Below are 13,560 nucleotides of genomic sequence, written 5' to 3'. Positions count from 1 at the left end.
GGTCACTTGCAGGGCTTGGCATCCTTGACGTCGAACTTGCCGAGCGCGCCCGCGATCACGAAGTCGTTGTAGTCGAGCACGAGCGCGCGCGACACGCCGTTCTCGAACAGTTCGAACTGCATCGCATAGACCGGCGTCTGCTCGCCGTCGGTCGACTTGGCGTCGCGGTCGTAATAGCTCACCGTCACCGGCCAGCGCGTCAGCGACCTCATCTGCTCGTTGGTGATGGACGGATCGGGCGAAGACATCGCCTTGTCGCCCTTGATCGGCTGGCCGATGACGGACAGCGTGTTGTAGACCTTCTGGCCGTTGTCGGAGCCGTCATAGACGGTCAGCTCCAGCACCGACTTGCCTTCCTTGCCGGCGGCGATGATGCGCTGGATCTGCTCGGTCGGGAACACGACCGAGCCGTCGAGCGTGAAGGTCTTGGCCTCCGGCTGCTTCAGCTTCACTGTGATGTGGTCGCCGCTGCGCTCGGCGATACCGTCGACGGGGCTGGAGTCGTTGTCGTTGTTGCGCGCGTCGATCTTGAAACGGTAGCTGTTGCCCGAACCGTCCTCCCACGAGGTCGAGCGGAGGTCCGAGAGCGTGACCTTGCCCTCGCCACTGTCGAGCTCGGAGACCTGACGGAATTCCGACGTGTAGCCTTCGCAGGGGCTGCCGGAGAAGTTGTAGAGGATGCGCCCCCGCGCGTTGTTGATGGCGTTCGAGCCGCGCGACTTGAGCAGCTTCAGTTCGTAGAGCGCCTGATGCGGCAAGAACGGCGCGCCGGCCGCCGCGTGCGCATCTTCATATGGCGAATTCCAGCCGGCCACGACAACGGCAATTGCCAGCACGCCGGGAAAATTCCGGAACGGTCGAGCCATAGAAAATCCTCGCATGGGGAGAGATTCGTCACTGTAGTGTCCGCCCCATTGCGCCGCAACTGGGGCAAGCTCACAATAAAGTGGAGCGCAAGCCGCAAGTGCCCTGTTTTTACGCAGCTTTTCCAGACGCTTGGCGGCGCCGACGGCGTGCCCCGCTGCGACCGCGGGCGCGCTTGCATGCGAGGGGGCAATCGGCGAAACAGGGCCGCCCGATTCAGGATCGGGCTTGGTTCAAACAATCCGGGACAAGAACATGGCGGGAGCAATCGAACAAAAACTGGCATCGCTGGGCATCACGCTGCACCAGCCCCCCTCGCCGATCGCCAACTATGTCGGCTTCGTGCGCTCCGGAAACCTGCTGATCGTATCGGGTCAGGTCTGCCTCGATCCGCAGGGCAAGCTGATCGCCAAGGGCAAGCTCGGGGCCGGCGTCACCGTCGAGCAGGGCCAGGCGGCCGCGCGCGGCTGCGGCATCAACCTGCTCGCGCAGGTCAAGGCCGCGATCGGCGACCTCGACAAGGTCGCGCGCGTGGTCCGGCTCGGCGGCTTCATCAACTCGGCGCCCGACTTCCTCGACGGACCGAAGGTGCTCAATGGCGCTTCCGACCTGATGGTGGAAGTGTTCGGCGACAAGGGCCGCCACGCCCGCACCACGGTGGGCGTCGCCGCGCTACCCGCCGACGCCGCGGTCGAGGTCGAAGGCATCTTCGAGGTCTCCTGACGGGAGAGCCGATTGCGCGCACCGCCCTGGCTGACGGCACGACCGGTCGCCCATCGCGGCCTGCATGATCGCGCGCGCGGGATCGTCGAGAACATGCCGGCGGCCGCGTCGGCTGCGGTTGCGGGCAATTTCGCGATCGAATGCGACGTCCAGCTCACCGCCGACGGCGAGGCCATGGTGCATCATGACGATGAGCTCGGCCGCCTCACCGACGGTAGCGGTCGCTTGCGCGACAAGACCGCAGCCGAGTTGAAGGCGGTCGCGTTCAAGGACACGCCCGAGCGGATGATGACGCTGTCGGATCTCTGCACCCTCACCGCGGGCCGCGTCCCGCTGGTGATCGAGGTGAAGAGCCATTTCGACGGCGACCGGCGGCTGGTGAAACGCATGGCGGAGGTGCTGGCCTCCTATTCGGGGCCTGCGGTCGGGATGTCCTTCGATCCCGACCAGGTGATGGCGCTGCGCGAACTGATGCCGTCGCGGCCGCGCGGCATCGTGGCCGAGCGCCATTATACCGAAAGCGACTGGCCTGACGCATCGCCCGCGCAGCGGCGCGAGATGACGCATCTGCGCCATGCCTTCCACACCGAGCCGCACTTCGTCGCCTATTGGGTGGACGAGCTGCCGGCGGCGGCGCCCTGGATCGCGCGCAACGTGTTCGGCTGCCCGCTGCTCACCTGGACCGTGCGCACATCAGAGCAACGCGCCCGGGCCGCGCGCCATGCCGATCAGATGATCTTCGAGGGTTTCGTGCCGGAACCGTGAGCTTTCCGGCTCTTGAAGTCGCTGCTGCGACGCACGATGTTTTTAGAGTCGATCCAAAGAGCCGCGATGGCATCACCCGAAATCACCCTCGAAGCCGTCCCCTCCGCCAGCGAAATCGATCCGGCGGACTGGAACGCTTGCGCCAATCCGCAAAGCCCTTTCGCCGCCTCGGCAGGCACGGCCTCCTGTCCGGGCTTAAAACCCGCCTATAACCCCTTCGTTTCCCATGCCTTTTTCAAGGCTGCCGAAGCCTCGGGCTCGGCCACCATACGCACCGGCTGGGCGCCGCGCCACCTGATCGCGAAAATGGACGGCCGCATTGCCGGCATCGTTCCCTGCTATCTGAAATCGCACTCGCAGGGCGAATATGTCTTCGACCGCGGTTGGGCCGACGCCTATGAGCGCGCCGGTGGACGCTATTATCCGAAGCTGCAGGTCTCGGTCCCCTTCACGCCCGCCGCCGGCCCGCGCCTTCTGATCCGCGGCGATGCCGATCGCGAGATGATCGGCGGCGCGCTGGCAAGCGGCCTCGTCGCGCTCTGCGGCGTCAGCAAGGCGTCATCGGCGCATGTGACGTTCGCGCGCGAGGCGGAGTGGCGCTTTCTCGCCGCGCAGGGCTTTCTGCAGCGCACCGACCAGCAGTTTCACTGGCAGAACCAGGATTTTGCCGGCTTCGACGATTTCCTCGCCACGCTGAATTCGCGCCACCGCAAGGCGATCAAGCGCGAGCGGCGCGAGGCGGTCACCAACGGCATCACCATCCACTGGATGCGCGGCGCCGACATCACCGAAGAAGCCTGGGACGCATTCTTCGACTTCTACATGGAAACCGGCTCGCGCAAATGGGGCCGGCCGTATCTCACCCGCGCGTTCTTCTCGCTGATCGGCGAGAGCATGGCCGACGACGTGCTGCTGGTGATGGCCCGCCGCAACAATCGCTGGATCGCAGGCGCCATCAACTTCATCGGCTCCGACACGCTGTTCGGCCGCAACTGGGGTGCGATCGAGCACCACCCGTTCCTGCATTTCGAGGTCTGCTACTATCAGGCGATCGAATTCGCCATCAAACATCGCCTGCAGACGGTCGAGGCCGGCGCGCAGGGCGAGCACAAGATCGCGCGTGGCTACCTGCCGCAGACCACCTATTCCGCGCACTACATCGCCGATCCCGGCCTGCGCCGCGCGGTCGCCGACTATCTGAAGCGCGAGCGCGCCTATGTCGACGAGGTCGGGCGCGAGCTCGCCGAGGCCGGTCCCTTCCGCAAGGTCGACGAGGCGCCTTGACCGGCCAGCGCCGGGCGGCGAAAAGTGAAGCGAAAATTCAAGGAGCCGCCATGACTGCCTATGATCCCAACAACATCTTTGCAAAAGTCCTGCGCGGCGAGATCCCCTGCCACAAGGTCTACGAGGACGCGCATGTGCTCGCCTTCCTCGACATCATGCCGCGATCGCCGGGCCATGTGCTCGTCATCCCGAAGGCCCCTGCCCGCAACATCCTCGACATCAGCCCGGAAGATTACGCCCATGTCGCGCGCGGCGCGCACATGATCGCCGCCGCCGCGATGAAGGCATTCAAGGCCGACGGCATCACCATCCAGCAGTTCAACGAGCCGGCCGGCGGCCAGGTGGTGTTTCACCTGCACATGCACGTGATGCCGCGCCATGACGGGATTGCGCTGTTGCCGCCTGCCAGCCGCAAGGAAGACATCAAGGTTCTGGAGGACAACGCCACGAAACTGATCGCGGCGCTGAAATAGAATATCCTTCACTCCGTCTCGAAATCGCCCGGCTGCGGCGGCGCGAGTGGCGTGAACTCGCAACGATCGGGCTTCACATCGAGTAGCGGCGTCTCGTCGAGGCAGTCAAGTCCGCGCACCAGGATGGTGTTGCCCTCGACTCCGACCAGCTTGACGATCGAGGTCCCGATCGGATTCGGCCGCACCGGCGTCCGCAGCGAAAACGCGCCACGGGTCGCGCCGTTGTTCTTCGGGCTCTGCAGCACGAGGTCGCGCCGCGAGTGGTGCAGCCAATAGAGCACTTCGAGGTTCGAGTAGAATTCGACGCCCTTGATCGCCGGCGTCCACGGCTCGAAGATCTCGAGCCGGCAGACCGGGCCGTCGTGCCGGCCCTGTCGCGGCGTCGCCAGCCGCGAGGTCCAGGGCGTGCGAATGCGGCCGATGAAAATCAGGCCGGCATCCTTTGCCGGCGGCATGTCGACCGCGACTTCGCCCTCGCGGATTTCAGCTTCTCGCACCATATAAATTGACCCAGCGGCTACCTATTGATCTTTGATTCTAGCGCATTGCGGGCAGCCCGCAATGACGAGGATCGGCGGCGTCAGCCCAACCACCATTTTCCGGCCAGCATGAAGATCTCGCCGCAGACGACCCCGGCAAAGATCGAGCGGCGGGTCAGCGCGAACGCGACAAAGCCTGCCGCCACCGCGCCATAGCGCAGCGAGGCCGGGACGCTTGCGAGCGCGCCCGGCGGCTGCACGATGATCTGCGCGATCACGCCGGCCAGAATTGCGGTCGCGACCGCCCGCACCCAGACCAGAAGCTCCGAGCCCTCGTCGATCCCGCCGCCGAACCACAGGCCAAGCATCCGCCAGACCTGGTTGGGCAGCACACCCGCGATGAGCAGAACCACGATTGCATGCCAGTCGCCGACGAAATCGGAAAGCCAGCCGCTCATGCGCGCGCCCTCCAGCGATGGATGCCATAGGCAATGGTTCCCGCAGCCACGCCGCTGACGAGGATGTCCAGGCCGCTGTTCATCTGAGCTGCGACCGGATAGAGCGCAAGCCCCAGCGCCAGCGCCGCGATGTCGGCGAATTCCTTGGAATTGCGCGCAGTCGAGAACAGGAACGCCAGCGGCGTCAGCAAAAGAATGGCGGAGGCAAGGGTCTGCGAGAGGTTGGCGGCAAGGAAATAGCCGATCGTATTGGCGCAAAGGCTGACGAAGACCAGCCCCGTGCCGAGCCCTTGCACGAAAGCGATCCGCTTGTCGCGCGGCACCTGCGGCAGGAAGCGGTGGCATTCGACCCACAGCGTCACGGCGGTGAAATGCGCCGCCAGAATGAGCTGACGCCGTTTCGTCTCCGGCGTTCGCATCATGGGGAGCACTGACACCACCATGGGAAACAGGCGGACGGCGCTCACGGTGACCGCGATCGCGGCCTGCAGGATGGTCGCGCCGGAGCCGAGCGTCGTGATGACGATGATCTGCGCCGGCCCTGCCCATACCAGCAGCGTCGAGAGCAACGTCCAGGCCAGGCTGAAGCCCGTATCATGGGCGAGCGCGCCGATGCCGAGATAGGTGACGAACAGGACCAGGGTCAGGATGGTGGAGGCGACCGAGCGCACTCCCCATGCGAATGCACGGAAAGGACCTTGCCATTGCGGGGAATCGAGCGGCGGGAGCGACATGGAAGCCGCATAACGCGGATCACGCTGGCCCTCGTCAACCGCCATTGCCGGACCGGCGCTCTGCGCCAAGCGCAGCCCACGCTGGCCGCCATGCGGCTGTGCGAGCCGCAGCCATAGCCCGAGCGGCCTAGCCTCGCACGAACATGTTCTTCAGCACGAAGCAGGCGCCGCCGGCGCGGCGGATGTGGTTGCAGAGACCGTCCGCTTCGGGTCGCGTGTCGGCACCGATCCGCACCTGATAGAACATGTGACTGCCGCGGCTGCGCATCACGGTCGCCAGGATGCTCGGATCGTGGTCGCCGATCACGGCGGTAAGCCGCGTCATCGCCCGCGCATACATCGCCAGCGCCTTGTCGCGGTCAAAGCCGGCGGCGAGCTGCACGCCCCAGAGTTTTGCCGCCGCGATCTGCACATGCTGTTCGAGCCCTGCGATGAACGGGTTCGGCGCGCGCTTGAGCAGCGCCATCAATTCGCGGCAGGTGGTCGGCCGCGCGGTCGCCGGCATCTTGCCGCCGCGCCCGGCACGCGCCCATTCGTCCACGCTCGAACCGGTGATCACGGAGACATAGTTGCGCGTCTCCTGCGGCATCGGACCGGTGCCCGCGAGCCATTCCTGCACCCTGCGGGGCCCGGCATTATAGGCTGCGGCGGCCAGGCCCAGATTGCCGAACTGGCTGCGCAGCTCGCTCAAAAATTCCGCCGATTTCGGCAGCGCCTGCACCGGATTGAAGGGGTCGAGCAGCCCGCGCTCGTTGGCGGTGCCCGGCATGAATTGCGCAATGCCCTGCGCGCGCTGGCCGTTGCGCGTCATCGGCCCCACGGCATCGGACTGGAAGCGGCTCTCCTGCCAGATCACGCGCGCGAAAAACTCCAGCGGCAGGTCGTTGGCCCTTGCCGCGGATTCGATCATCAGGCAGATCGCCTCGCGGGTATCGCTTTCGCGCGCGGTCTCCTCCGGCGTTTGCAGGAGGCCCTTGTTGGCCTCGTCGCGGGTCGCGAGTTCTTCCACGCTCGGGATCGCCACGCCGGTCTTCGCGGGCGGGGCGTCTTCGGCGGCCGCCGACATGGTCATCAGCAACAGCGCCGCAAAGACGCACAACCCGGGGACCGCGACTATCCGCATGGTTTCAAGCCATTTTCCCAATCGGCGCTTGACATCGCTCGCCAGGCCTCTAGCACGCAGGCATGCAGGTAAAACCCGGATTGGCCGGAATGACGACCATCTATTTTGACCTCGACGGCACGCTGACCAATCCCAAGGCCGGCATTACCCGTTCCATTCAATATGCGCTCGAAAGGCTCGGCCACGAAGTCCCGACGGAAGACGAGCTGATCTGGTGCATTGGGCCTCCGCTGCACGCGAGCCTCGCAAAAATTCTCGGCAGCGACAATCTGGCCGACCAGGCGCTATTGCTCTACCGCGAGCGGTTTTCCGACATCGGGATTTTCGAGAACGAGGCCTATCCCGGCATCAAGGATACGCTCGCGACGCTTGCGGCATCCGACCGGCGCATGTTCGTTGCGACCAGCAAACCGGCCGTCTATGCCGAGCGCATCATCGATCACTTCGGGCTGCGGACCTATTTCGAGCGCGTGTTCGGTTCCGAACTGGACGGCGCACGAACCGACAAGGGCGAGCTCCTGCAATATGCACTGCAGGAGACAAAGGTCGATCCGAAACGTGCGATCATGATCGGTGACCGCAGCCACGACATGATCGGTGCGCGCCGCAACGCGATGACCGCGATCGGGGTGCTCTACGGCTATGGCAACCGCGAGGAGCTCATGAGCGCCGGCGCGCACCATGTCTGCGCCGCCCATCGCGATCTGCTGGACCACGCCCGCTGAGCCGCGGGCGTGCGGGCGGCGGTTGCCGGCAATAGCCGGTTCGCGCATGATACGCTTTCAACGGCGGGACCGTCACCCAGCAAGGGAACGCTAGCCATGAATGCCCCATCCGACGAGCCGTTCGGCTTTGCCCCCGACGACGACGCGCCGATACCCTATATGGCGCGGACCCGCGCGTATTATCAGGCGCTCGGATACGCCACCCCCTACCGCTGGGCGCACCATGTCGAGGCGCCGTTCACGCGGCTCGCAAAGCCGCTCGACGGCGCCCGCGTCACCATCGTCACGACGGCCGCCCCGTTCGATCCCGCCAAGGGCGATCAGGGTCCGGGCGCCAAATATAATGGCGGCGCCAAGTTCTATTCGGTCTATGACGGCGACGCATCGAAGTCCCACGACCTGCGGATTTCCCATATTGCCTATGACCGCGTGCACACCTCGGCCGAGGATCCCGGAACCTGGTTCCCGCTGCCGCAGCTGCATGCCGCGGCCCGCCAAGGCCGCATCGGCGAAGTCGCGCCCCGCTTCTTCGGCGTGCCCACCAACCGCAGCCACCGTGTGACGATCGAGACCGACGCGCCGGAGATCCTTGCCCGCTGCCGCGCCGACGGCGTCGATGCCGCGATCCTGGCGCCGAACTGCCCGGTCTGCCACCAGACCGTGAGCCTCGTCGCGCGACACCTGGAGAGCAATGGCATCCCCACCGTCATCATGGGCTGCGCCAAGGATATCGTCGAGCATGCCGCGGTGCCGCGCTTCCTGTTCAGCGATTTCCCGCTCGGCAATTCCGCCGGCAAGCCGCATGACGAGGCCTCGCAGGCCTTCACGCTGGAGCTGGCGCTGCGCGTGCTCGAAAGCGCAATCGCGCCACAAACCACGGTGCAGTCGCCGCTGCGCTGGAGCGCAGACCCCGCCTGGAAGCGCGACTATAACAATGTCGCGGCGGTCAGCCCGGAAGAGCTGGCGCGGCGGCGGCGCGACTTCGATGCCCAGAAGGAAGTCGCAAAGGGCCTGCGCGAGGCCACGGCATAGGTCCTCGTTTTTGCACCTGCTCGGTCAATGACGATTTACGTTAACGGCACATATCGCTCGCCGGCGCCTTCTATTGGCCCCAAGCCGGCGTAGACTCCTGCCGTCATTTTCCGGGGAGATGGTCAGATGCGCGACCGACGCGAAAGCGTGCGCGGCAAGGTGCTTTACGGCGGGGTCGCCGAGATCAACCGCGACGGCTCGACGATGAACTGCGTGGTGCGCAACATCAGCGAGCATGGCGCCTGCGTCGAACTCAACTCGGCGGCGCGGCTGCCGGAACACATCACGCTGCGGGTCGCCCGCAAAGGCCGCGCCTTCCTTGCCAGGCTGGTCTGGCGCCAGGCCAACAAGGTCGGGCTCGCTTTCCGCATCATGACCTCAGACCGGCCGGTCAGCGACCTCGACGAGCGGCTGCGCCGCAGCGAAATCAAGAAGCGTCAGCTGCAGCGCCGCATCAAGCAGCTTCTCGGCGAGGGTTGAGGAAGCCATCGCGCCGTCGGAGAAGACCGCGCGCTTCACTCGGTTGATCTGCCTCAAGCCCGCTTGTCCGCGCCATGATATGGTGGCGTCCTGACGTGGGATTGGCGATGCGCAGATTTGCCCTGAAAGCCATGTTCTCGGCACTGACGCTGAACCGCGACCAGCGGAAGCGGCCGGATTGGGACCGCATCATCATCATCTTCTCGACCGCTGTGACACTCGGCCTCGTGGCGCTGTTCGTCTACGGAAAGGCGGCGTCGCGCTGGTAGGCGACCGGCGGTGAGGCCGGCCGGCACCCGGAACTCCCGTCTCCCTACCCGGTTAGCCCCGGTTCCGGCTATTCTGGCGGAATCAGCCCACAGGGTCCGCTTCAAGCCGATGTCATCAGCCTATCTCGAGCATCCCGATGGCCTGCCCCTGCCGCAGCGCCATTGGGCGATCCTGACGATTGCGCTCGGCATCACGATGTCCGTGATCGATGGCGCCATCGCCAACGTGGCGCTGCCGACCATCGCGAATGACCTGCAGGCGAGCCCGGCGTTTTCGATCTGGATCGTCAACGGCTACCAGCTTGCGATCACGATTTCGCTGCTGCCGCTCGCCTCGCTTGGCGAGATCGTCGGCTACCGGCGCGTCTATCTCGCGGGCCTTGCGCTGTTCACGCTGGCCTCGCTGTTCTGCGCGCTGGCGCACACGCTGCCGCTCCTGACGATCGCGCGCGTCGTGCAGGGATTCGGCGCGGCAGGGATCATGAGCGTCAATACCGCACTGGTGCGCTTCACCTATCCGCGCGCGCAGCTCGGGCGCGGCATCGGCATCAATGCCATGGTGGTTGCCGTCTCCGCCGCCATCGGTCCGACGGTCGCGGCCGGCATCCTGGCGGTTGCGACCTGGCCGTTCCTGTTCGCGGTCAACGTTCCGCTGGGCATCGCCGCGCTTGCGCTCGGCTGGCGCTCCCTGCCGCATACCACCCTCGCGAGCCATTCATTCGACTGGCAAAGCGCGGGCCTGAGCGCGATCGCCTTCGGCGTCGGCATCGCCGCGATCGACAGCGTCGGCCACGGCGAACCGCTTCGCCTCGGTCTGGTCGAATTCGGCATCGCCGCCATCGCTCTCGTCATGCTGGTCTATCGCGAGACGCACATGGACGGTCCGCCGCTGCTGCCGATCGACCTCTTGCGCATTCCCGTCTTTGCGCTGTCGATCGCGACCTCGATCGCGTCGTTCTGCGCGCAGATGCTGGCCTATGTCGCGATCCCCTTCTACCTCGAAAGCCGCTTCGGCTACTCCGCCGTGCAAATCGGCCTCCTGATCACGCCCTGGCCGATCGCGGTCGCGATCGTCGCGCCGCTCGCCGGCCGGCTGGTCGAGCGCTACCCGGCGGGACTTCTGGGCGGCATCGGGCTCGTGCTGTTCGCGCTTGGGCTCGGCGCGCTGGCGATGCTGCCCGATCATCCGGCGCCTGCCGACATTGTCTGGCGGATGGCGCTCGCCGGCGTCGGCTTCGGCCTGTTCCAGACCCCCAACAACCGGACCCTGATCGCGGCCGCGCCGCGCGAACGAACGGGCGGCGCCAGCGGCATGCTCGGCACGGCCCGCCTGTTGGGCCAGACCGTGGGCGCGGCGCTGGTGGCGCTGTTCCTGGCGCAATATCCGCGCGAGGGCACGCAGTTCTCGCTGCTGGCCGGCGTCGGCTTTGCGCTCCTCGGCGCGGTGCTGAGCATGCTGAGACTGTCGCCCACGGGCAGCCAGGGCGCCGAACGCGTCGCGGTCCAGGAAAACCAGCGCCTGAAGGGCGATTGAGGCAGGCGGCAAAGGAAAACCGGCGGCCTTGCGACCGCCGGCTTCACTTCATTCGGTTCTGGCAGCGAACGTCAAATCCGCTCCACTAGGCCTTGACCAGCGGGCCCCTCGACGTTGGCCCCTTGGCGTTGCCGCCTGGACCACCACCCGGCTTGGGCTTGCGCTTGCGCGCGACCGGCAGCTTCTCGGGCTTCGGCGTGACCGGGCCCTCGACAAACTCGAAGCCGATCTTTTCCCTGCCCTCCTCGCCGGAGGCCTCGTCCTTGACCAGCACGACGCGGACATGCCCGCCGCCCTTGAGCTTGCCGAACAGCACCTCGTCGGCGAGCGGCTTCTTGATGTGCTCCTGGATCACGCGCGCCATCGGCCGCGCCCCCATCTGCTCGTCGTAACCGTGCTGGATCAGCCAGGCCTTGGCCGGCTCCGACAGCTCGATGGTGACGTCGCGGTCGGCGAGCTGGGCCTCGAGCTGCAGCACGAACTTCTCGACCACCATGCCGATCACGTCGGCATTGAGGTGCGCGAAGGAAACGATGGCGTCGAGCCGGTTGCGGAACTCGGGCGCGAACTGCCGGTTGATCGCCTCGTGGTCGTCGCCTTCCCGCTTGTGGCGGGTGAAGCCGAACGCCTGCTTGGCGAGATCGGCCGCGCCGGCATTGGTGGTCATGATCAGGATCACGTTGCGGAAGTTGACCTGCTTGCCGTTGTGATCGGTCAGCCGGCCGTGATCCATGATCTGCAGCAGCACGTTATAGAGATCCGGATGTGCCTTCTCGATCTCGTCGAGCAGCACCACGCAGTGCGGATGCTGGTCGACGCCATCGGTGAGCAGGCCGCCCTGGTCGAAGCCGACATAGCCGGGAGGCGCGCCGATCAGGCGCGACACCGTATGCCGCTCCATGTATTCGGACATGTCGAAGCGCAGGAGCTCGACCCCGAGCGAGGCCGCGAGCTGCTTTGCCACTTCGGTCTTGCCGACGCCGGTCGGACCGGAGAACAGGTAGCAGCCGATCGGCTTTTCCGGCTCGCGCAGGCCGGCGCGGGCGAGCTTGATCGATGCGGACAGCGACTCGATCGCCTTGTCCTGGCCGAACACCACGCGCTTCAAGGTCTGCTCGAGATGCTTGAGCACCTCGGCGTCGTCCTTCGAGACGCTCTTCGGCGGTATCCGCGCCATCGAGGCGATCGTGGTCTCGATCTCCTTGAGGCCGATCGTCTTCTTGCGCTTGCTTTCCGCGACCAGCATCTGCGCCGCGCCGGACTCGTCGATCACGTCGATCGCCTTGTCGGGCAGCTTGCGGTCATGGATGTAGCGCGAGGAAAGCTGCACCGCCGCCTCGATCGCCTCGTTGGTGTATTTCAGGCGATGGTAGTCCTCGAAATAGGGCTTCAGGCCCTTGAGGATCGCGATCGCGTCTTCCACCGTCGGCTCGTTGATGTCGATCTTCTGGAAGCGCCGCACCAGCGCGCGGTCCTTCTCGAAGTGCTGGCGGTATTCCTTGTAGGTCGTCGAGCCCATGCAGCGGATCGTGCCCGAGGCGAGCGCGGGCTTGAGCAGGTTGGAGGCGTCCATCGCGCCGCCGGAGGTGGCCCCTGCCCCGATCACGGTATGGATCTCGTCGATGAACAGGATGGCGTTCGGATGCGCCTCGAGCTCCTTCAGCACCTGCTTGAGGCGCTCCTCGAAATCGCCGCGATAGCGCGTGCCGGCGAGCAGCGTGCCCATGTCGAGCGAGAACACGGTGGCGGCGGCCAGCACCTCCGGGACCTCGCTGTCGACGATGCGCTTGGCGAGACCCTCGGCGATCGCGGTCTTGCCGACGCCGGCCTCGCCCACGAACAGCGGATTGTTCTTCTGCCGGCGGCACAGCACCTGGATCGCCCGGTTGATCTCGGCGTTGCGGCCGATCACCGGATCGATCTTGCCGTCGCGCGCCTTCTTGTTGAGGTTGACGCAATAGGTTTCGAGCGCCTCGCCCTTCTTCTTGGCGTCCTCGTTGCCCTTGGTCTCGGTCTCCTCGTCGACGCCGCGCACCGGCCGCGCCTCGGAGACTCCGGGCCGCTTGGCAATGCCGTGGCTGATATAGTTGACCGCGTCGTAGCGGGTCATGTCCTGCTCCTGCAGGAAATAGGCGGCGTGGCTTTCGCGCTCGGCGAAGATCGCGATCAGCACATTGGCGCCGGTTACCTCTTCGCGGCCCGAGGACTGCACATGAATGACGGCGCGCTGGATCACGCGCTGGAAACCGGCCGTCGGCTTGGCGTCGTCGCTGCCGTCGGTGACGAGGTTTTCGAATTCGGTCTCAAGATAGTTGACGAGGCTGGTGCGCAGCTTGTCGAGATCGACGCTGCAGGCGCGCATGACGGCTGCTGCATCGGAATCGTCGATCAGCGACAGCAGCAGATGTTCGAGCGTCGCATATTGATGATGACGCTCGTTCGCAATCGCCAGTGCGCGATGCAGGGATTGTTCAAGGCTTTGGGAAAAAGTCGGCATTCGCGTCCTCTATGGCCCCCGGCCATCATGATCGCCGTTGCGGGGTGAGGCAACAACAACCTTTGTCACATATAGGTATCCGAGCGGCGGCAAAAAGTCCGGTTCCGCCGCTCGTCTTCC

Annotated in this window: 15 protein-coding genes; 9 read left to right on the top strand and 6 right to left on the bottom strand. The window is 65.7% G+C overall.

What is annotated here, in order from left to right; genetic code table 11:
* Positions 1–2: 2 nt before the first annotated feature.
* Positions 3–866 carry a cell envelope integrity EipB family protein gene (locus QOU61_RS16345; RefSeq protein WP_289660340.1) on the bottom strand — a complete coding sequence of 288 codons (864 nt, stop codon included), beginning with the start codon at positions 864–866 and terminating at the stop codon, positions 3–5.
* 253 nt (positions 867–1,119) lie between these two features.
* Between QOU61_RS16345 and QOU61_RS16340 the strand changes: the two genes are divergently transcribed.
* The 4 genes from QOU61_RS16340 (at position 1,120) to QOU61_RS16325 (ending at position 4,109) form a co-directional block, all read left to right on the top strand.
* Complete coding sequence (locus QOU61_RS16340; RefSeq protein WP_289660339.1) at positions 1,120–1,587, top strand: RidA family protein; 468 nt, start codon at positions 1,120–1,122, stop codon at positions 1,585–1,587.
* A gap of 12 nt (positions 1,588–1,599) precedes the next feature.
* Entirely contained in the window at positions 1,600–2,352 is a 753-nt protein-coding gene (locus QOU61_RS16335) for a glycerophosphodiester phosphodiesterase (protein ID WP_289660338.1), read from the top strand.
* A gap of 66 nt (positions 2,353–2,418) precedes the next feature.
* On the top strand, positions 2,419–3,636 hold the full coding sequence (locus tag QOU61_RS16330; protein ID WP_289660336.1) for a GNAT family N-acetyltransferase: 1,218 nt from the start codon (positions 2,419–2,421) through the stop codon (positions 3,634–3,636).
* Positions 3,637–3,686: 50 nt separating this feature from the next.
* Positions 3,687–4,109 carry an HIT family protein gene (locus QOU61_RS16325; RefSeq protein WP_289660334.1) on the top strand — a complete coding sequence of 141 codons (423 nt, stop codon included), beginning with the start codon at positions 3,687–3,689 and terminating at the stop codon, positions 4,107–4,109.
* An 8-nt stretch (positions 4,110–4,117) separates the two neighbouring features.
* On the opposite strand, the gene tsaA is transcribed toward QOU61_RS16325, so the two are convergent.
* From tsaA to QOU61_RS16305, 4 genes are all read right to left on the bottom strand, one after another.
* Positions 4,118–4,609 carry a tRNA (N6-threonylcarbamoyladenosine(37)-N6)-methyltransferase TrmO gene (gene tsaA, locus QOU61_RS16320; RefSeq protein WP_289660332.1) on the bottom strand — a complete coding sequence of 164 codons (492 nt, stop codon included), beginning with the start codon at positions 4,607–4,609 and terminating at the stop codon, positions 4,118–4,120.
* A gap of 80 nt (positions 4,610–4,689) precedes the next feature.
* Positions 4,690–5,046, bottom strand: a complete 357-nt coding sequence (locus QOU61_RS16315) for an AzlD domain-containing protein (protein WP_289660331.1) — start codon at positions 5,044–5,046, stop codon at positions 4,690–4,692.
* Positions 5,043–5,780, bottom strand: a complete 738-nt coding sequence (locus QOU61_RS16310) for an AzlC family ABC transporter permease (protein WP_289660329.1) — start codon at positions 5,778–5,780, stop codon at positions 5,043–5,045. Before QOU61_RS16310 ends, QOU61_RS16315 begins: the two co-directional genes overlap by 4 nt.
* Before the next feature lie 127 nt (positions 5,781–5,907).
* Positions 5,908–6,903 carry a lytic transglycosylase domain-containing protein gene (locus QOU61_RS16305; RefSeq protein WP_289660327.1) on the bottom strand — a complete coding sequence of 332 codons (996 nt, stop codon included), beginning with the start codon at positions 6,901–6,903 and terminating at the stop codon, positions 5,908–5,910.
* An 89-nt stretch (positions 6,904–6,992) separates the two neighbouring features.
* Here QOU61_RS16305 and QOU61_RS16300 point away from each other — a divergent pair, with 89 nt between their 5' ends.
* The 5 genes from QOU61_RS16300 to QOU61_RS16280 all read left to right on the top strand — a co-directional run bounded on the left by QOU61_RS16300 (position 6,993) and on the right by QOU61_RS16280 (position 10,943).
* On the top strand, positions 6,993–7,628 hold the full coding sequence (locus QOU61_RS16300) for an HAD family hydrolase (protein WP_289660325.1): 636 nt from the start codon (positions 6,993–6,995) through the stop codon (positions 7,626–7,628).
* A 96-nt stretch (positions 7,629–7,724) separates the two neighbouring features.
* Positions 7,725–8,660, top strand: coding sequence for a glycine/sarcosine/betaine reductase selenoprotein B family protein (locus QOU61_RS16295; protein WP_289660323.1), 936 nt, complete (start codon positions 7,725–7,727; stop codon positions 8,658–8,660).
* Between the two features lie 126 nt (positions 8,661–8,786).
* Positions 8,787–9,140 (top strand): PilZ domain-containing protein, encoded by a 354-nt coding sequence (locus QOU61_RS16290; RefSeq protein WP_289660322.1) that lies wholly within the window; start codon positions 8,787–8,789, stop codon positions 9,138–9,140.
* A gap of 107 nt (positions 9,141–9,247) precedes the next feature.
* On the top strand, positions 9,248–9,409 hold the full coding sequence (locus QOU61_RS16285; RefSeq protein WP_289660321.1) for a hypothetical protein: 162 nt from the start codon (positions 9,248–9,250) through the stop codon (positions 9,407–9,409).
* A 109-nt stretch (positions 9,410–9,518) separates the two neighbouring features.
* A complete protein-coding gene (locus QOU61_RS16280; protein ID WP_289660320.1) occupies positions 9,519–10,943 on the top strand; it encodes an MFS transporter in 1,425 nt (474 codons plus the stop codon).
* An 85-nt stretch (positions 10,944–11,028) separates the two neighbouring features.
* On the opposite strand, the gene clpA is transcribed toward QOU61_RS16280, so the two are convergent.
* Complete coding sequence (gene clpA, locus QOU61_RS16275; protein ID WP_289660319.1) at positions 11,029–13,440, bottom strand: ATP-dependent Clp protease ATP-binding subunit ClpA; 2,412 nt, start codon at positions 13,438–13,440, stop codon at positions 11,029–11,031.
* Positions 13,441–13,560: the final 120 nt, after the last annotated feature.

Source organism: Bradyrhizobium sp. NP1, from assembly GCF_030378205.1.
In the GTDB taxonomy this organism is placed as follows: domain Bacteria; phylum Pseudomonadota; class Alphaproteobacteria; order Rhizobiales; family Xanthobacteraceae; genus Bradyrhizobium.
Note: the sequence above shows the minus strand (reverse complement) of the source record. Positions and strands in the feature narration are given on the sequence as shown.